This window comes from Lichenihabitans psoromatis (assembly GCF_004323635.1).
Taxonomy (GTDB): domain Bacteria; phylum Pseudomonadota; class Alphaproteobacteria; order Rhizobiales; family Beijerinckiaceae; genus Lichenihabitans; species Lichenihabitans psoromatis.
In genome coordinates this window covers 3763648-3782483 of record NZ_CP036515.1, presented here as the reverse complement: position 1 = coordinate 3782483, position 18836 = coordinate 3763648, and the positions used below count along the sequence as shown (strand labels likewise).

Here is an 18836-nt window from a genome sequence, read left to right as displayed (position 1 = left end):
TGTGTCGACGGTTACTCCTGCTCCGGCTCCGGCCGTCGAAACGGCGCATGTTCGGCGTAGGCTTCGAGCGCATCCGCCGCGTAAGCGCGCTCGCGTTCGAGATAATCTGAGACCGCTTGCGCCAGACGACGATCGGCGATGTGGTGAGCCGAATAGGTTGGCACCGCGCGATAGCCGCGTGCCAGTTTGTGCTCGCCCTGTGCGCCCGCTTCGACGCGAGCCAACCCGCGCGACAAGGCAAAATCGATCGCCTGATAGTAACAGACTTCGAAATGCAGAAAGGGATGCTCCTCGACCGCACCCCAATTTCGCCCATACAGCGCGTCGTCGCCGATAAAATTGATGGCGCCCGCGATATAGCGGTTCTCGCGTTTGGCGAGGACCAGCAGCACGCGTTCCGGCATCGATTGGCCGATCAGCGAGAAGAACTTGCGATTGAGATAGGGCCTGCCCCACTTGCGCGCACCGGTATCCATGTAGAACCGATAAAAGGCGTCCCAATGCGCTTCGGTCAGGTCGCGGCCGGTCACGTGTTCGATCGTGATGCCATTCGCCAACGCATCCTTCCGCTCGCGACGGATCATTTTGCGCTTGCGCGATGCCAGCGCCGCGAGAAACGTCTCGAAGTCGGCATAGCCGTCGTTAATAAAGTGAAATTGCTGATCCGTGCGCTGGAGGTAATCGCGCTCGCCCAGCATGTCCCACTCGGGTTTGGTCAGAAACGTGAGGTGGATCGAGGACGCCTTCACCTGCGTGCGAAGCGCATCGAGCCCCGCACAGAGAGCGGTCGCGGCGGCGTCGCCAAACGGGCCCTCAGCCACCAGCAGACGACGGCCGGTGACAGGCGTGAACGGAACCGCGACCTGGATTTTCGGGTAGTAATGGCCACCGGCGCGTTCATAGGCATCGGCCCAGCCCTGGTCGAATACATATTCGCCTTGCGAATGCGATTTGATGTAGGTGGGCGCCACCCCGACGACGTCGCCATTCGCCGTTTCGACCACGACATGAACGGGCTGCCATCCGGCGCGAGGCCCCGTACAGCCCGCTTCTTCGAGGGCCGACAGGAACGCATGCGACAAGAAGGGGTTATGCCGTTCGCCGCGGGGCTCCGAGGGGTCGGATGGCTCGAGCGAGACCGGATTGGCGCAGCGATCCCACGTCTCTGCCGCGACCGCCGCAATCGTCGAAACGACGCGGACGCTGAGGTCGGCAACGTCTTCGCCAGAGGGATCGATCATGACAACCTCACACCAGGAACATTTGTCGTGTCTGAGGCGCCGCTATGGCCGGTCGTCAGGGCCGAAAGCCCTCGAACACGATCTGATCCGCCCAGAGGCGGGACAGAAGATGCTGGTCCGGCCTGCGAACCGTCCAGGTCATGACCGGCATACCGAGCGCCGTTCGACAGAGATAGGGCACCGCATGCGGCAGATCGCCCACGCGATAGGAGAGAAAGTCCGGCCGGGTCTCGCCGAAGTGAAGCATCTGTTCGAGTTCGAGTTTGAGGCCGTCCGAAAGTCCGCTCCATTCCGGATCATCGTAGCGCGCCTCCGCCACAATCCCGAGCGGGGCAGGGGACTGACCGCGAAGATGCGCGATGACGGCCGGGTCGAAGCTCTTGATCGCGACGGGGCCGTTGTAACGCCGCACGAGGGACATGACACGATCAGCGAGGCGAACGTCGCCGTCAAAGCGGCTCTTGATCTCGCAGATCAGCGGCGTGCGCCCAGCTAACCTAGCCAGGAGGGTGGAGAGCGACATGATGGTGTCGCTGCCCGTTCGATACGCGATCGACTGTACGTCTTTGGACGTGCGCGACGCGATGGTCCCGGTTTCCGACGTCAGCCGGTCGAGGTCGAAATCGTGGAACACGACCGCATCCTCATCGAGGGTCAATTGAACATCGCACTCGATCGCATATCCGGCCTCGACCGCGGCATCGGCGGCCGAGGGGGAATTTTCGACGATCCCAACCGCGATGTCATGCAGGCCTCGATGAGCGATCGGCCGTGCGGTCAACCAGTCAGGCGCAGAGGAGCTGGTCGGTTGAGCTGTCACGCGTCGATGTCGAACAGCGCCTCGACCTCGACGGCGCAGCCGAGCGGAAGCGACGCGACCCCCACGGTCGAGCGTGCGTGGCGACCCTTGTCGCCGAAAATTTCGACTGCGAGGTCGGAGGCGCCGTTCATCACGAAGGGAACGTCGATATAGTCGGGCTCGACATTGATGAAGCCACCGAGACGAACGACGCGCGCGATACGGTCGAGATTCCCGAGGGCCGCCTTCGCTTGAGCCAGCAAATTGATGACGCAGAGCCGAGCCGCAGCCTGACCGGCGAGCTTATCAACCGTTCCGCCGAGCTTGCCCTTATGGGCGTCCGACAATTTGCCATCTTGCCCGATCGCAAGTTGACCCGAAATGTACAGCGAACGGCCGATCAGAACGAAAGGCACATAATTGGCGATGGGCGCGACGGGAACCGGCAAGACGATGCCGAGGCTTGCGAGTTTCTGGTCGATGACGCTCATGTGGCCCTCTGAAATGAAATCGGACGTCGGCGAGGCTGATAACGTGCTTCACCCGCCATCGTCCGACCCTTTTCGCTGCATATCCGCCTTTTTTGCAACGCTAAACTTGTGTTCCGACCCCGCAGTTCTGGAGTAACCCGGTGAGACATCCTTCCGCTTTCGGCCATGCGGCGCGCATTCTCGCTTTGGGCGCCTTCGTTCAAGCGGTCGCGAGTGGTCCGGCCTCCGCCGCCGAGGTTCAATCCATCATGCCGCTCGCGGCTCATCATGCGGTGTACAAGCTCAGCTTGTTGAAGGCGTCTGGCGCGAAGGCACCGGAGGCGGTCGACGGGCTGTTGTCCTACGACTTCACCGGCTCCGCCTGCGATGGTTATGCGATGACGCTTCGCCAAATGACGGCGTTACAGCCGCAGGAAGGCGAGTCGCGGGTTTCGGAGATGCAGACCGCCAGCTTCGAGGGCGGGGATTCTCACGACTATCGGTTCCGGGTCGCGACCAAGGGCGATTCGTCCGGTCCAGGCGACATCAACGGAACAGCGCATAAATCTGCCGATGGCGATGTCTCGGTCGCGTTGCAGCAGCCGAAACCCGAGAAGATCGACCTTGCGTCTGGAGTTTTATTTCCGACCGAGCATCTCAAGAAAGTCGTGGCGACCGCCAAGGCGGGCGGCAAGATCCTCACGGCGGCGGTGTTCGATGGGTCCGATACCGGCAAGAAGGTTTTCAATACGTTGACGGTGATCGGCACCCAAACCGATGTCCCGCCAGCCGAGAAGGCAGCGCAGATCGACGCCTTGAAGACGGTCCACCGGTGGCCGGTGGCGATCAGCTACTTTGATGCGTCGAAGACGGATTCTGCCCCCGACTACGTCCTGTCGTTCGATCTCTACGAGAACGGCATCTCGCGGGCGCTTCGCCTCGATTACGGCGATTTCGTTCTGGCCGGCGATTTGACGGATCTGAAATTGATGCCCGACACACCGTGCAAGAATTGAACGGTCTTGTCAGGCGCCATCCCACCCGCGATCACCCTCGAGCTTGACGAGGGCGGCGCCAAGATCCTCTGGCCGCCAGCGCTCCTGAGCCGCGAGTTCGACGATGAGATCGTCACGGCTGGCCAGAAAGGTGAGGATCTCGGTCGCGAATCCGGGCTGGCCCGCCGCATCGCGGATGCTATCGACCGTAATGCCGCTGGTGGCTAAAAAATCGCCGAGCCGGTCCGGATCCGCTGCCAGGAACGTTAAAGTGGTGGCAGCCAGAGCCTCGGCATCGAGCCGGAGGGCGGCGGGACCGGATGTCGATCGGGTCGCGAACGGCCGCATATCCGGTCTTTTCGTCACTTGGATTTTCCTTTCGTCAATGTCTTCAATCTAACCTATTCGTGTGGTTGGAAGCGCCTCAAGGCAGCGTCGATGTCGATGAATTCGCGTCGCGAAGACATCATGATCGTTGCGCCGACTGAGTGAAGCTCAGGCTTGTCGAGAACGATCGACACGGTTTGAGAGAGGGGCCCGCCCTTGTCCAATCCGGGGAAACAAAGGCTTGGGCGTGATGGCAAAGACAGTTCTGATCGTAGAAGACAACGAGCTGAACATGAAGCTGTTCAGTGACCTCCTCGAGGCGAACGGCTACAACACTGTTCAGACCCGGAATGGCGTGGAGGCCGTTGGCCTTGCGCGGAAACACAAGCCTGATCTCATTCTGATGGACATTCAGCTCCCCGAGGTCTCTGGCCTGCAGGTGACCCAATGGCTCAAGGATGATGACGAGTTACGGTCGATTCCCGTCATCGCCATCACGGCTTTTGCCATGAAGGGGGACGAGGAGAAGATCCGCCAGGGCGGCTGCGAGGCCTATCTGTCCAAGCCGATTTCGGTGGTCAAGTTCCTCGAAACTGTCCGCAATTATCTCGAGGATCGGTGAAGGCTGTCCGATGACCGCGCGTATTCTTGTCGTCGACGATCTTCTCCCGAACGTTAAACTGCTCGAGGCTCGCCTCTCGGCGGAATACTTCGACGTCCTGACCGCAACCAGCGGCGCAGAAGCACTGCGCCTTTGCGAGCACGATCACTGCGATCTCGTGCTGCTCGACGTCATGATGCCCGACATGGACGGCTTTGAAACCTGTCGACGGCTCAAAGCCAATCCGGCAACGGCTCATATTCCTGTGATGATGGTCACGGCGCTCGACGAGGCCGCCGACCGGATCAAAGGTCTTGAGGCCGGGGCTGATGATTTCCTCACCAAGCCGATCGATGAGGTCGCACTCCTGGCCCGCGTGCGCTCGCTGACACGGCTGAAGGTGGTGCTCGACGAATTACGCAGCCGGGCGAGTGCCGTCGCGGTTCTTGGGGTTGCCGGCGCGCTGCCGAACGTGGCCGATGACATCGGGCTTGGCGGACGCGTGCTGCTCGTTGATGACAAGCTCGACTCGGTCGAGCGACTCGCGATCACGCTCGCGAGCGCTCATTATCTTACGATCGAACGTCGGCCTGAAGACGCGCTGCTTCGCACGGTCAGAGATGATTATGACCTGGTGATCGTCAGTCTTGGGCTGCAGGATTATGATGCGCTCCGCCTTTGCGGCCAATTGCGCTCTCTCGAACGAACCCGTCAGCTGCCGATCCTGCTCATCGCGGGCCATGACGACAAGGCCCGGATCCTGCGCGGGCTGGATATCGGCGTGAATGATTATGTCAATCGCCCGATCGACCGTACCGAACTGCTCACGCGGGTCGCGACGCAGGTTCGACGGAAACGATATTCCGACAGCTTGCGCGAGCAATTGAGAACTTCGATCGAAATGGCCGTGGTGGATTCGCTCACCGGTCTCAACAATCGGCGCTATCTCGAAAGTCACCTGAAAGCGCTGATGACTAATGCGGCCAGTCGAGGCAAGCCTCTCTCGATGATGATCGTCGACCTCGATCACTTCAAGAGCGTCAATGACACGTTCGGACATGATGTCGGCGACGAGGTGCTGCGGGGCTTCGCGTCGCGCGTCAAGAAGGTGATCCGAGCGGGCGATGTCATGTGTCGCCTTGGCGGTGAGGAGTTCATCATCGTTCTCCCTGAGACCAATATCGAAATTGCCGAACTCGTCGCCGAACGGGTCAGAAGCGCGGTCGGCCATTCGGCTTTTCCTGTCGAACGGGGGACCCGAACGCTGTCGATCACGGTGTCGATCGGTATCGCCGATCGTGGTGGTGATTCGGATCCCGGGACGTTGTTCAAGCGGGCCGACTTGGCGCTCTACCGGTCGAAGCGCGGCGGCCGCAATATGGTGTCGGCGCATGCGGCGTAACGGGCGTGGCGCAAAGGCTTTCAGCCGAAGGGAGCCTGGAGGCGCATTGCCTCAGCATTAACTCAAATGATCGATGAGTTTGACCTTAGCGTCGGACTCTGATTGCAAATCTCGAGGCACAGGTTATTTTCGAGCGGGAACTGGGACGGGAGCGTCGATCGCTTGCCGACCGTTTGCCCCGCCGCACGAGATACAAGACGATGGAAATCGTCTTCAAATACCCTACGGGGTGCTCAGGTCCGCCGCATCTCCTGGGTCCGTGGGGTTGGCCGGTTCGGAAGTGACAGGAGTGGCCTCCTCGTCGTCACTTCCGGCCGGCCTCCTTCTTCATGATCTCGACGCGCAGACCTGAAAATCGGTGGCGCTTCGCCTCAAAGCGGGATTGGCAGCGCGCAGCCTTTAAGCGTCGGACGGATGAATGCGAGCGCTTACGCCAAGCGAACCCAGCGTGCTTCGCGACATAAGCCTTAGCCAGTCGCGACGGATTCGTATGAAGTCGATCGGCTTGAAGAGCCTGCGACCCCGACTTTGCGGGGCCGTCGATCGTTATCGACCCGCAGAGCGGGCCTGTGTGACTTACTTGATTTTCGTTTCTTTGAATTCGACGTGCTTGCGAGCGACCGGGTCATACTTCTTGAACGAAAACTTATCGGTCTTGGTCCGTGCGTTCTTTTCAGTCACGTAGAAAAAGCCGGTGTCGGCGGTCGAGAGAAGCTTGATCTTGATGGTTGCGGCCTTAGCCATGACTCTATCCCGAATGCAACTGGGCGGCGTGACGCGGCCAAACCCGATAATACGCAAACCGGCGCGGATGACATACCCGCGCCGTTATGTGGCCGGACCATAAATCTGAACGGCTCAAAGTCAAGTCTCGCGGCCACTCCAGCGCGTTTTGAGAAGCTTGTACGATGCCAGCACCACGTAGAGCGCGAAGAGCGTCAACAAGCCGAGCGGCAGACCACTGAGGCGCCAATCCATCAACTGTCCGAGCACCGGAGGCCCCACCACGAGGCCCACCGAGTAGAGCATCACGACAGCGCCGCTGGCTGCGGCCAGTTCGGCGCCTTTGAATCGATCGCCGATCAAGGCAAGGCCGACGGTGTAAAGACCGGCCGTGAGCCCGCCCCATAGGAACACCACGAGACAGAGCCCGACAACGTTTGAGCCGACCAGCATCATGCCGAGCGCGCCGAGAACGCCACTGAGACCGCAAAACAGCAGGACGACCCTGCGCGATAGGCGATCGCCAGCCAGCCCCAGCGGGATCTGGAACACGACGTTGCCGAGCGCCGCGCAACTGATCAAGGCTGCCCCGACACCAGCCGAGAGATCAAGCCGCAAGGCATAGACCGGAAACAGGCTCATGGACGCGGTCTCAAACACCCCGAACACGAAAGCGGCTGCCGTCGCCAGCGGCACGGTGCGGATGAGAACGAGAAGCGAGAGCTTCGCGGATTTTTCGACCGCAGGCGTAGATCGCCCAGCGACCGCGACCGGGACCAAACCGAGGAGCATCAGGGCGGCGCCGGTCCAAAACGGCAGGCTGCCGGAGGTTCCGGTCAGGCCCAGAATGGCGGGACCGGCCGCAAAGCCTAGCGCCAGACAGGTGGCGTAGATGCCGGTGATCAGGCCCCGTCTCTGCGCGGGTGAAGCCGACACGATCCAGAATTCGCTCATCACGAAGAGGATCGCCAGCGCCGCGCCGAAGACGAAACGCAGGGCGATCCACAGGCCGATCGGCGTTGCCGAAAAGGTCAGCAGCGTGATGGCACCGACGCCGATGGCGATATAGAGCAAGCCCTGCACGCCGAACATGCGTGCGAGGCGCGGCACGACTGGAGCGCCGATCACATTGGCGAGCCCCGACACCGAGGTGCTGAGTCCAATCGCGGCCGACGAATATCCGGCCTCCTCCATGCGGATCGCAAGAAGGGCGACAGAGAGCGAAAGGCCGATACCCACGAGCGTAATGGTCGCGATGGCGGCCACAAGCGTCGCGGTTCGCGACAGCGGCGGCTGTCCGATGTTCGGTTGTGCGAGTTCGGTCATCGGCGGTCGTGGCGATCGGACGGGCGACTCATCCGATCGGATCCGTTTCTCCGCCAAATCCATGCATGCGCTGGGCCCATTGCAGACCGATCAACGCTCCCTTGATGCGAGGCAGCAGTGTCAAACACAAGGCCAGCACGAGCCCGGGCCAAAGCGTCATCTGGATCCAGAACGGGATGTCCTCATAGGCCGTCAGCACGACCAGCATGATGAACCCCATGATGTGAGCGACGATCAGGATGGTGATGTAGGGTGGTGCATCGTCGGCTCGATGGTGATGCAGGTCCTCGCCGCAAACCTCGCACTGGTCTTGCACCTTGAGATAGGCGCGGAAGATGTGGCCTTTGCCGCAACGCGGGCAGCGACCGACGACGCCGCGTTTCAGCGACGTCATGGTGTCGCGGGTCTCGTCGCGAAGGTTCAGTATCGTCATCACGAACGGCCCTTGCCGAGATTGCGCTGAGCGGCTTTGGCGCGTTTCTTCGCCTCGAGCCGACCACTCTTGATCGTCATTCCCGAGGGATGTTTGCTTTTACCCAATAATTTGCGGCGACGGCCTTCGCTGACGATCTCGAACCGGAGCGCTCCGGCCAGTGGCGCGGCTTCGACCAACTTGACCTCGACGATGTCGCCAAGCCGATATGTCGTGCCGGTCTGCGTGCCGACCATGCTCCGCATCGCCTCGTCGAAGCGAAAATATTCGTCGCCGAGTTGGCTCGCCGGCACGAAGCCGTCCGCGCCCGTTTCGCTCAGCTTGATGAAAAGCCCAGCGCGGGTCACGCCTGAAATCCGGCCCGCGAAGGTCGCACCGATCCGATCGGCCAAATAGGTGGCGATCAGTCGATCGATCGTCTCGCGCTCGGCCGCCATCGCCCGTCGCTCGGCCGCCGAAATCTTGGTTGCGATCTCGGCCAATTCGCCGAGGCCCATCTCCGGCAACCCGTCCGCCCCGAGGTCGAGCGCTTTGATGAGGGCGCGATGGACGATCAGGTCGGCGTAGCGGCGGATCGGCGAGGTGAAATGAGCGTAACGCCGCAGGTTGAGGCCAAAGTGTCCATAATTTTCAGCCGAATATTCGGCCTGCGCCTGCGAGCGGAGCACGACCTCATTGACGAGATGTTCGTTATCGCTGCCCTTCACACGCCCAAGAATCCCGTTGAACTGGATCGGCCGTAAAACCTGGCCCTTCGCGAGCTTGATGCCGATCGAGCCGAGAAACTCCGCTAGCGCATTCAGCTTCTCAATCGATGGTTCGTCATGCACCCGGTAGATCAGTACCTGCCGCTTGGCTTCGAGCGTTTCGGCAGCCGCGACATTGGCGAGGATCATGAACTCCTCGATCAGCTTATGGGCATCGAGCCGTTCCGGAACCATGACGCGGTCCACCGTGCCGTCCGGCTTCAGCACGATCTTGCGTTCGGGCAGATCGAGATCGAGCGGAGACCGATCGTCCCGTGCGCGTTTGGCGGTCGCATAAGCCGCCCAGAGCGGACGCAGGATCGTGTCGAGGATCGGGGTCGTGATGTCGTCCAGACGACCATCGATCGCGGCTTGCGCCTGAGCATAGTTGAGCTTGGCGTGCGACCGCATCATCACGCGATGAAACGTATGCCGGATCTTCCGCCCGTCGGGACCAAGCACCATCCTGACCGCAAGCGCCGGCCGATCTTCGAGCGGCCTGAGCGAGCCGAGATCGCTGGAAATCCGTTCGGGAAGCATCGGCACGACACGGTCCGGGAAATAAACCGAATTGCCGCGATCGAGCGCTTCCCGGTCGAGTGCCGAACCGGGGTGGACCACCGAGGCGACATCCGCGATCGCGACGGTGACGATCTGACCGCCTTCATTGTCGGGGGCGTCATCCGGCACCGCATAGACCGCGTCGTCGTGATCTTTCGCGTCGGGCGGATCGATGGTGACGAGCGGCAGGTCGCGCCAATCCTCGCGCCCCGCCAGCGTTGGCGGACGCACCGCCTCGGCTTCGGTCAGCGCGGCGGGGCGGAACACGTTCGGGATGTGATGGGTCTGGATCGCGATCAGGCTGATGGCCTTCTCGCTGTTGATCGAGCCGAGCCGCTCGACGACTTTGACGATCGGCAGCCCGAAGCTATTGCCGCGCCCGAGAAGCTCGACCGACACGAGGTCGCCGTCCTCAGCGTCGGCGCGGAATTCGGCAGGCACCACATATTCGGTTTGGGAATTCTTCTTGTCGGTCGGCAAAACCCGCAGGCCGACATCCGCGCGATCTCGAAACACGCCGATGATGCGCGACCGCGCCTTGGCCAGCAGTTTGATGATGCGACCGATCACAACGGGGGTCTTCGATGGGGCCTCAGTCGTTGTCTCGATGCGGACCAGAGCCCGATCCCCGACCCCTGGCGCCGGCAGGCCGGGGCGGGACTTGCGCGGAACATGCAACAGAATGCGAGGCGCAACCCCGTGGGTTGCGCTGTCCCAATCGACGGGTTTGGCCACCAGATCGCCGTCGCTGTCGCGGCCCACGATGTCGACTGCGAGCACTGTGGGCAGTGCTCCGGCTCGTTCGAAGCGGGCATGGCGACGCTCGACGACGCCGTCCTGCTCCATCTCTTTCAAGAGTTGCTTCAATTCGATTCGCGCCGCGTCGCCCTTGATCCCGAATGCGCGGGCGATCTCACGCTTGCCGATCGCCAAGGGTGCGCTGCGGCCCGCCGAAGCGGCAGCGACTTTTTCGCGTTTGATGAAGGCGAGAATGTCGTCCTTGGTGGGTCCGGGCGGCGCTTGTTCGGTCACGATCTTCTGCTTTGGCATGAGGCCACATGGTCGTCCTGCAGCCAGAGATAGCAACGCGACCGGGCATTGCGACTGTCCCACGGAATGGAGCAGACGCAAAACGCGACCCGCGTGATGTCGCCTCAGCCTCGTGTCAGGCCGTTTTACGGGCCGGAGCCTTCGCGGCGGGTTTTTTGGCCGCGGTGGCTTTCGGTTTGGCCGCAGCTGCCTTGGCGGCCGTGGCGGTCTTCGGCGCAGCCGCCCCGGTCGCGGGTTTTTTCGCTGCAGTCTTGGCGCTTGCGGATTTCGGCTTCGCAGCGGGCTTCCGGGCCGTCTTGGCCTTTGCCGGAGCAGCGCCACCCTTTTCTTCGATGAAGCGCAACGCATCTTCGAGCGTCACGCTCGCCTCGGTCATGTCTTTCGGCAGCGTCGCGTTGACCTTGCCCCAATTAACGTAAGGACCATACCGACCGGCTCGCGCCGTCACCGGGCCACCACTGGGATGGTCGCCAAGCACACGTCCGGCGGGCGCGGCCCGTCCAAATCGCCCGCCCCCGACACCGCTCTCTTTGGCGACGATCAGATCGATGGCGCGGTTGCCGCCGATCTCGAGAACGTCGTCGTCCTGGCCGAGATTCGCGTAGGTTTTGCCATGCTGGACATAGGGACCGAAGCGGCCGATCCCGGCCAGGATCGGTTCTCCGCTCGTTGGGTGTTTGGCGATCTCGCGCGGCAAGGACAGCAACATGAGCGCCTTGTCGAGATCGACGTCGGCCGGGCCGACGCCCTTGGGTAGCGACGATCGTTTCGGCTTTTCACCGTCGCCGAGTTGCAGATAGGGGCCGAATCGCCCGTCGCGCATCGTCACCTCGAGCCCGGTTTGCGGATCGGTGCCGAGCAGACGCTGACCGGGCTTGTCGCCCGGGGCACCGGCCGCCTCGCCGCCCGTCTGCGTCAACGTGCGGGTAAACTTGCACTCGGGGTAGTTGGAGCAACCGATGAACGAGCCGAACTTGCCGAGCTTCAACGACAATTGTCCCGTGCCACAATGCGGGCAGGCGCGGGGGTCGCTACCATCCGGCTTGGCCGGAAATACCATGGGGCCGAGCAATTCGTTGAGATTGTCGAGCACCTGCGTAGTCCGCAGGTCTTTCGTCTCGCCGATCGCGGCGTTGAAGTCCTGCCAGAAGTCGCGCAGCACCTGCTTGAATTCGATGTCCGAGCTCGACACTCTGTCGAGCTGTTCCTCGAGATTGGCCGTGAATTCGTAATCGACCCAGCGATTGAAGAAGGATTCGAGAAACGCCGTGACAAGTCGCCCCTTGTCCTCGGGAATCAACCGCTTCTTGTCGAGCCGGACATATTCGCGGTCCTTCAGCACCGCGAGCGTTGACGCATAGGTCGACGGACGGCCAATGCCGAGCTCTTCCATGCGTTTGATCAAAGCTTCTTCCGTGAACCGCGGCGGCGGCTCGGTGAAATGCTGGGTCGAGATGATCTGGTCTTTGGCAAGCGTCTCGCCGGTCTGCATGGCCGGAAGCCGTCCCGCATCCTCACCGTCGTCCTCGTCATTCTCCTGGTAGAGCGCCAGAAAGCCGTCGAACTTGACGACCTGACCGGTCGCTCGCAATTCGATCGTGCGTCCGGCCGCCACGGCCGCGATATCGACCGTAGTGCGTTCGAGTTCGGCAGATTCCATCTGGCTCGCGATGGTGCGCTTCCAGATCAGTTCGTAGAGGCGCGCCTGTTCGGGTTCGAGGTAGCGCGCGACATCGCGCGGCAGGCGGCTCATGTCGGTCGGGCGGATCGCCTCGTGGGCTTCCTGTGCGTTCTTTGCCTTGACCGTATATTTGCGCGGCGCGGCAGGCACATAGCGCGCGCCATGCAGGTCGCCGATGACCTTCCGGGCGCTGGCGATCGCCTCCGGCGCCATGTCGATGCCGTCCGTCCGCATATAGGTGATGAGACCGGCGGTCTCCCCATCGATCGCGACGCCCTCGTACAGCTTCTGCGCGATCTGCATCGCGCGAGCCGGAGAGAACCCGAGCTTGCGCGAGGCATCCTGTTGCAGCGTCGAGGTGCGGAACGGCGGGAAGGGGTGCCGCTTGGCGGGTTTCGCCTCCACCGACGAGACCTTGAAGTCCGCCGTGTCGAGCGCAGCCTTGAAGGCAGCGGCTTCGGCCCCGGTGCCGATATCGAGCCGCGTGATCTTTTTGCCGTCGGCGCCCGTCAGACGGGCCTCGAAAGCGACGTTTTGCGCGGTGCGGAGATGCGCCACCAGCGACCAATATTCGCGCGTGACGAAGCGCTCGATCTCGCTCTCACGGTCGCAGACCAGCCGCAGCGACACCGATTGCACGCGGCCCGCCGAGCGGGCCCCGGGGAGCTTGCGCCACAGGACCGGCGAGAGATTGAAGCCGACGAGATAATCGAGCGCCCGCCGCGCCAGATAGGCATCGACCAACGCTTGGTCGATCTCACGCGGATGCGCCATCGCGTCCCGCACCGCGTTCTTCGTAATGGCATTGAAGGTAACGCGCTCGACCGTCTTGCCCTTCAGCAGCTTCTTGGCTTTGAGCACCTCCAGAACGTGCCAGGAGATGGCCTCGCCCTCGCGATCCGGATCGGTCGCGAGGATGACCTTGTCGGCATCCTTCGTGGCACGAGCGATGTCGGAGAGACGTTTTGAGGCTTTGCCGTCGACCTCCCACAGCATCGCGAAATCCTGCTCCGGATCGACGGAACCATCCTTGGCCGGAAGATCGCGGACGTGGCCGAACGAGGCCAGAACCTGATAGTCGCGGCCAAGATATTCGTTGATGGTCTTCGCTTTCGCCGGCGACTCGACGATGACGAGGTTCATTAGAGGACCGGTCCTTTTGTCCCCTGGCGGAGACGCTGTAACGGAAAGCGATAGCCCGAGAACGAAATAACGAGCGAGCGCGGCGGAAGATGGGGGCAGGTCGGGTGCAAGTCAAATGACCGAACCCGTGTTTCACGACACGCGCCTCGACCAGAATCCTTGCGGCCGTCATCGTCCCTCTTTAGACAAGCCTTCAATGACGGACGCAGCCCCAGCCCCAGTTTTTCCGCATCGCCATCTTCTCGGCATCCAGGGGCTTTCGCCCTTGGCGCTGGAAGCGCTGCTGGACCTTGCCGACCGCGCCGTCGATGTGTCCCGGCAGGTTGAAAAGAAGCGCAGCACACTTCGCGGACGCACCCAGATCAACTTGTTCTTCGAGGCGTCCACCCGGACGCAATCGTCGTTCGAAATCGCGGGCAAGCGGCTTGGTGCCGATGTCATGAACATGGCGGTGGCGGCCTCCTCGATCAAGAAGGGCGAAACGCTGATCGATACGGCAATCACGCTGAATGCGATGCGGCCCGACATCATCGTGGTGCGTCATCACCAAGCCGGCGCCGTCCATCTGCTCGCCCGCAAGGTCGATTGCTCGGTCGTCAATGCCGGGGACGGCGCGCATGAACATCCGACGCAGGCGCTGCTCGACGCACTAACGATCCGTCGCAACAAAGGCCGCATCGCCGGACTGATCGTGACGATCTGCGGCGACATCCTGCATTCGCGAGTCGCTCGCTCCAACATCCTTCTGCTCGCGGCTCTCGGGGCTCGCTTGCGCGTCTCCGGTCCCTCGACCCTGATGCCGGTCGGCATCGAACGGATGGGCGTCGAGGTCGTCCCCGATATGGATCGCGCCCTCGACGGCGCCGATGTCGTGATGATGCTGCGCCTGCAGCGTGAGCGGATGAATGGCGGCTTCGTGCCTTCGGCCCGCGAATATTTCCGCTTCTTTGGCCTGACCGAAGAACGGCTGAAATGGGCCAAGCCCGATGCTCTCGTGCTGCATCCGGGTCCGATGAATCGCGGTGTCGAGATCGACACGCTGGTGGCCGACGGACCTCAATCGCTGATCCGCGAGCAGGTCGAGATGGGGGTCGCGGTTCGCATGGCGGTGCTTGAAGCCCTGGCTCAGCATCTGCCGGGAGGCGCCGCGTGACGCAACCTCATGCCGCCGAGCGACCGCTAGCATTCATCAATGGCCGGCTGATCGATCCCGAGTCGCGGCGCGAGATGCGCGGCGGGGTGCTGGTTCGCGATGGCGCTATCGTCGCGATCGGGGCCGTGACGGGCAGCGACTTGCCGACGGATTGCGTCGTGGTCGACTGTAACGGCGACGTCGTGTCGCCGGGTTTGATCGATTGCCGCGCCTTTGTCGGCGAACCGGGTGCGGAGCACCGCGAGACCATCGCGAGCGCGACGGCGGCAGCGGCATCCGGTGGTGTGACGACCATCATTGCCACGTCGGAAACGCATCCGGCCGTCGACGATCCGGCCGTCGTGGATTTTCTGCAACGCCGAGCCCGCGATACGGGTCGGGTGCGCGTCTTACCGGTCGCGGCACTCACGCGCGGACGAGACGGATCTGAACTTGCCGAGATCGGGCTCCTCAAGGCCGCCGGTGCCATCGCGTTTTCGGATGGGGCACGCTCGATCGCGAGCGCCCGCTTGATGCGGCGCGCCCTGACCTATGCGCGCGATTTCGATGCCCTGATCATGCACCATTGCGAGGACATCGATCTCGCGGCTGGTGGTGTCATGAACGAAGGCGAGTTCGCCAGTCGTCTCGGCTTACCCGGCATACCGCAAGAAGCCGAAAGCATCGTGCTGGCGCGCGACATTCGCCTCGTCGCGCTGACCGGCGGGCGATATCACGCCGCCATCGTGAGTTGTCGGCAATCGCTCGACATCATCGCGGCCGCGAAACAGGATGGTCTCCGCGTGACCTGCGGCACGACCATCAACCACCTCACCCTGAACGAAAACGACATCGGCGGATATCGCACGTTCCTGCGCTTGTCGCCTCCGCTGCGAAGCGAGGACGAACGGTTGGCGCTCGTCGAAGCTGTGGCGTCCGGGCTGATCGATGTGGTGGTGTCCGATCACAATCCGCAGGATGTCGAGACCAAGCGGTTGCCTTTCGCCGAAGCGGAGCCGGGTGCGATCGGGCTCGAGACGCTGCTGTCGGCCGGGCTTCGGCTCGTCCATGCCGAGGCGATCGATCTGCCCGATCTGCTGGCCCGCATGACCATCGGCCCCGCCAAGCTGCTTGGCTTGCCGCAGGGTCGTCTCGCGGTCGGCGCACCGGCCGACCTCATCCGGTTCGATCCCGAGGAACCTTACGTGGTCGATCGCGACAAGCTGCACTCGCGGTGCCGCAACACCCCCTTCGAGGACGCTCGGATGGAAGGTCGCGTCAAGACCACCGTGCTGGCCGGGCGGATCGTTCATTCCGCCGATGTGCGGAGCCACGATGCCGTCGCTTGACGCCGCTCCGTTGACGCTGCTGATCGCTCTCGTGGTCGGCTACCTGCTTGGCGCGATCCCGTTCGGCCTGCTGCTCACGCGGCTTGCCGGTACCTCGGACATCCGTACCATCGGGTCGGGCAATATCGGCGCCACCAATGTGCTGCGGACGGGGCGCAAGGATCTGGCGGCTGCGACGCTGCTGCTGGACGCTCTGAAGGGAACCGTCGCGGTGCTGATCCTGCGCTACGCCACGGGGAGCCTCGATGCGAGCCTTGCCGCAGCCTGCGGCGCATTTCTCGGTCACGTCTTCCCGGTCTGGCTCGGCTTTCGCGGAGGCAAGGGCGTTGCGACCTTCCTGGGCTGTCTGTTCGGGGTCTTCTGGCCGGTGGGCCTCGTCTTCGTCGCTTGCTGGCTGCTGGTGGCCGTGACGACGCGCTACTCATCCGCATCGGCTCTCGTGGCCAGCGCAATCGCGCCTCTGGCGCTCTGGATCTGGGGGCAGGAACGGGCCGCGAGCGTGTTCCTCATGATCGCGATTCTGCTCTGGATCATGCACCGCGCCAACATTGCGCGGCTCGTGGCTGGACAAGAAGGCAAGATCGGCAAGACGGCGTGACACCCGACCTCCAGATCCTATCGGATCAGGATCGGTTCGATTGGCTGCGCCTGATCCGCAGCGAGAATATCGGCCCGCGCACGTTTCTCGGCCTGATGGCAAGGTTCGGCACGGCCGGCAAGGCGCTGGAAGCGCTGCCGGGCCTCGGGGGCCGCTCGGTCAAAATCGCGCCCGTCCGTGACATCGAGACCGAAATGGAAGCCGCGCGCCGTGCCGGCGTTCATTTCCTGGCGCTCTGCGAGCCGAGCTATCCCGCTTCGTTGCGCGCTATCGACACCGCGCCGCCGATGCTGGCGGTCAAAGGCAACCTCGCCAGCCTGCAGCGCCCGATGGTCGCGATGGTCGGCTCCCGGAACGCGTCGGCGACGGGCCTCGTCATGACAGAACGGTTGGCGCGCGGTCTCGGCGAGGCCGGCTACGTGGTCGTTTCGGGTCTCGCACGCGGCATCGACATCAAGGCGCATCTGGCCAGCCTCGAGACCGGGACGGTTGCGGTCCTGGCGGGCGGACATGCCCGCATCTACCCGAGCGAACATGCAGGCACCGTCGATCGCATCGCCGAGCATGGGGCCGTCGTGTCCGAGATGCCGCTGACCTGGGAACCGCGCGCCCGCGACTTTCCGCGCCGCAACCGCATCGTGTCGGGCATGGCTTTGGGATTGATCGTCGTTGAAGCCGCGCGACGGTCCGGCTCGCTGATCACCGCCCGCTTTGCTAACGAGCAGGGGCGGGAAATCTTCGCGGTGCCGGGCTCGCCGCTCGACCCGCGCGCCGAGGGCCCGAATGCGCTTCTGAAGGACGGCGCGACCTTCTGCACCAGCGCCGAGGACGTGCTCGAAGGGCTGGTCGGCATGACCGTCGCTGGCCAATCCGCTCCTGGCATGAACGAGACGGGGCGTTGGGGCTTCGACAACGATCCACTGTGGGACGAACTCGACGGATTGGAGCTGTCGCCAGACGTGCACACTGCTGACGACCCCGCACCGGCATGGCCGCTATCGATCGGGCAGGCGCCAAAGACGTCTCAAACGCTATTGAACGCCGAGGCTGACGACGAGAGATCCGCACGGCTCCCAACGTCCGCGCCGAACCTCAAAAGCGTCGTGCTCGATCTTCTCGGCAGTGTTCCCCTGTCGATTGACGATGTCGCGCGTGTCTCGGGGCTGCCGGTCCGGCAGGTGCAATCCGTTCTCATGGAGCTCGAAATCGAAGGGACGATCCAGCGACAGGGCGCTAATCTCGTGTCGCTCGTCAGCCCGGCGTAACGCTCATGCGATGACGTGCTGCGTGGCGTTGCTGGTGCAGGCCACGAGACGCTCGGCCGCCTTGGCTTTGTGACGGAGCAACTCGGCCTCCACGCGCGCCATGTGAAGCAGACACGCCATGACTTTGAGATCGGCTTTCTCGGCAAGGTCGATCAAGTCGGAACAGCGATCGAACAAGGTTTCGGCGACCACACGAGGATAGTCGGACATCGGCAAGCCCGATTGAACGGGGTCGTAAGACACCGCGACACGCGTTCGAGAGGCAGGAGATGACGAAGGCATGCAGCTCTCTCATCGCAGCGCCTAGTCGTCGACATTTGCAACCGGCGGTTGTTGATCTAAACGCATTCGTGCGGGTTGCAAAGACCCCGTCGCTCAATCGCGTTTGAGCGCAGTCTCGGCCCGAGCGAGATGCCGCAGCCGATCGAGAACGCCTTGTAGGATGTAGGCGGCCGCCATCTTATCGACGACCTCGCAACGTTTCGCGCGCGACACGTCCTGGTCGATCAGGCTTCGGGTCACGGCCGCTGTCGAGAGCCGCTCGTCCCAGAAGCAGACCGGAAGCGGAATCATCGGGTTGATCTGGCGCACGAAACTCCGCGTGGACTGAACCCGCGGGCCTTCCGATCCATCCATATTGAGCGGCAAGCCGATCACGATCGCGGCCACGCCATATTGAGCGATGATCGCAGCGAGCCGCTCGACATCCTTGGTAAATTTGGTGCGGCGAATCGTTTCCAGCGGCGTCGCGATGCTGCGTTCGACGTCAGACAGGGCGAGTCCGATCGTCGTTGTCCCGAGGTCGATGCCGATCACGCGCTGGTTGAAGCCGAGGCACGCTGGCAGGTCCTCGACCGTAATAATGGCTGACGCCATGATGATGATCCTCTTCGGCGCGGATGCGATTCGTCTCCGCCATTGCTCCGCTCGACATGGCGATGATATAGCCGGTTTCCGTTGACATGCGCGTCGCGCATGTTCCCCGTTACCCGGC

General features: G+C 62.8%; 18 protein-coding genes. 7 read left to right on the top strand and 11 right to left on the bottom strand.

All coding sequences use genetic code 11. From position 1 onward, the window contains the following. Positions 1 to 11 precede the first annotated feature (11 nt). From EY713_RS17655 to EY713_RS17645, 3 genes are read right to left on the bottom strand one after another with little or no spacing between them, the layout of a single operon-like run. On the bottom strand, positions 12 to 1241 hold the full coding sequence (locus EY713_RS17655) for a GNAT family N-acetyltransferase (protein WP_131117387.1): 1230 nt from the start codon (positions 1239 to 1241) through the stop codon (positions 12 to 14). 55 nt (positions 1242 to 1296) lie between these two features. Further along, entirely contained in the window at positions 1297 to 2061 is a 765-nt protein-coding gene (locus EY713_RS17650) for a glycerophosphodiester phosphodiesterase family protein (protein WP_131117384.1), read from the bottom strand. Continuing rightward, entirely contained in the window at positions 2058 to 2531 is a 474-nt protein-coding gene (locus EY713_RS17645) for a RidA family protein (protein ID WP_131117382.1), read from the bottom strand. The genes EY713_RS17650 and EY713_RS17645 overlap by 4 nt, the downstream gene beginning before the upstream one ends. A 140-nt stretch (positions 2532 to 2671) precedes the next feature. Here EY713_RS17645 and EY713_RS17640 point away from each other — a divergent pair, with 140 nt between their 5' ends. Beyond that, positions 2672 to 3526: a cell envelope integrity EipB family protein gene (locus EY713_RS17640; RefSeq protein WP_245572772.1), complete on the top strand. Its 855-nt coding sequence runs from the start codon at positions 2672 to 2674 to the stop codon at positions 3524 to 3526. A 9-nt stretch (positions 3527 to 3535) separates the two neighbouring features. On the opposite strand, the gene EY713_RS17635 is transcribed toward EY713_RS17640, so the two are convergent. After that, entirely contained in the window at positions 3536 to 3871 is a 336-nt protein-coding gene (locus tag EY713_RS17635) for a DUF3572 family protein (protein ID WP_131117379.1), read from the bottom strand. Positions 3872 to 4082: 211 nt separating this feature from the next. Between EY713_RS17635 and EY713_RS17630 the strand changes: the two genes are divergently transcribed. After that, positions 4083 to 4454 carry a response regulator gene (locus tag EY713_RS17630; RefSeq protein WP_131117376.1) on the top strand — a complete coding sequence of 124 codons (372 nt, stop codon included), beginning with the start codon at positions 4083 to 4085 and terminating at the stop codon, positions 4452 to 4454. Positions 4455 to 4464: 10 nt separating this feature from the next. Continuing rightward, positions 4465 to 5835, top strand: a complete 1371-nt coding sequence (locus EY713_RS17625; protein ID WP_131117373.1) for a PleD family two-component system response regulator — start codon at positions 4465 to 4467, stop codon at positions 5833 to 5835. Positions 5836 to 6411: 576 nt separating this feature from the next. Here EY713_RS17625 and rpmG read toward each other — a convergent pair. The 5 genes from rpmG to topA form a co-directional block, all read right to left on the bottom strand. After that, positions 6412 to 6579, bottom strand: coding sequence for a 50S ribosomal protein L33 (gene rpmG, locus EY713_RS17620; protein WP_131117370.1), 168 nt, complete (start codon positions 6577 to 6579; stop codon positions 6412 to 6414). A gap of 120 nt (positions 6580 to 6699) precedes the next feature. Further along, positions 6700 to 7884, bottom strand: a complete 1185-nt coding sequence (locus EY713_RS17615; protein WP_165491180.1) for an MFS transporter — start codon at positions 7882 to 7884, stop codon at positions 6700 to 6702. A gap of 28 nt (positions 7885 to 7912) precedes the next feature. After that, positions 7913 to 8317: a DUF983 domain-containing protein gene (locus tag EY713_RS17610; RefSeq protein ID WP_131117364.1), complete on the bottom strand. Its 405-nt coding sequence runs from the start codon at positions 8315 to 8317 to the stop codon at positions 7913 to 7915. Beyond that, complete coding sequence (rnr, locus tag EY713_RS17605) at positions 8317 to 10674, bottom strand: ribonuclease R (RefSeq protein WP_131117361.1); 2358 nt, start codon at positions 10672 to 10674, stop codon at positions 8317 to 8319. The genes EY713_RS17610 and rnr overlap by 1 nt, the downstream gene beginning before the upstream one ends. A 115-nt stretch (positions 10675 to 10789) precedes the next feature. Next, the gene (topA, locus tag EY713_RS17600) at positions 10790 to 13498 is read right to left on the bottom strand and encodes a type I DNA topoisomerase (protein WP_131117359.1); all 2709 of its coding nucleotides are present in this window, start codon (positions 13496 to 13498) and stop codon (positions 10790 to 10792) included. Positions 13499 to 13694: 196 nt separating this feature from the next. Between topA and EY713_RS17595 the strand changes: the two genes are divergently transcribed. From EY713_RS17595 to dprA, 4 genes are all read left to right on the top strand, one after another. Then, a complete protein-coding gene (locus EY713_RS17595; RefSeq protein WP_131117356.1) occupies positions 13695 to 14651 on the top strand; it encodes an aspartate carbamoyltransferase catalytic subunit in 957 nt (318 codons plus the stop codon). A 74-nt stretch (positions 14652 to 14725) separates the two neighbouring features. Continuing rightward, positions 14726 to 15979, top strand: coding sequence for a dihydroorotase (pyrC, locus tag EY713_RS17590; protein WP_131119905.1), 1254 nt, complete (start codon positions 14726 to 14728; stop codon positions 15977 to 15979). Continuing rightward, on the top strand, positions 15966 to 16577 hold the full coding sequence (gene plsY, locus EY713_RS17585) for a glycerol-3-phosphate 1-O-acyltransferase PlsY (RefSeq protein ID WP_131117353.1): 612 nt from the start codon (positions 15966 to 15968) through the stop codon (positions 16575 to 16577). Before pyrC ends, plsY begins: the two co-directional genes overlap by 14 nt. Further along, on the top strand, positions 16574 to 17842 hold the full coding sequence (gene dprA, locus EY713_RS17580) for a DNA-processing protein DprA (protein WP_245572771.1): 1269 nt from the start codon (positions 16574 to 16576) through the stop codon (positions 17840 to 17842). Before plsY ends, dprA begins: the two co-directional genes overlap by 4 nt. 3 nt (positions 17843 to 17845) lie before the next feature. Here dprA and EY713_RS17575 read toward each other — a convergent pair whose 3' ends face one another. Both EY713_RS17575 and ruvX read right to left on the bottom strand, forming a co-directional pair. Further along, the gene (locus EY713_RS17575) at positions 17846 to 18124 is read right to left on the bottom strand and encodes a hypothetical protein (RefSeq protein ID WP_131117350.1); all 279 of its coding nucleotides are present in this window, start codon (positions 18122 to 18124) and stop codon (positions 17846 to 17848) included. 93 nt (positions 18125 to 18217) lie between these two features. After that, complete coding sequence (ruvX, locus tag EY713_RS17570) at positions 18218 to 18718, bottom strand: Holliday junction resolvase RuvX (protein WP_131117347.1); 501 nt, start codon at positions 18716 to 18718, stop codon at positions 18218 to 18220. Between the last annotated feature and the right edge of the window lie 118 nt (positions 18719 to 18836).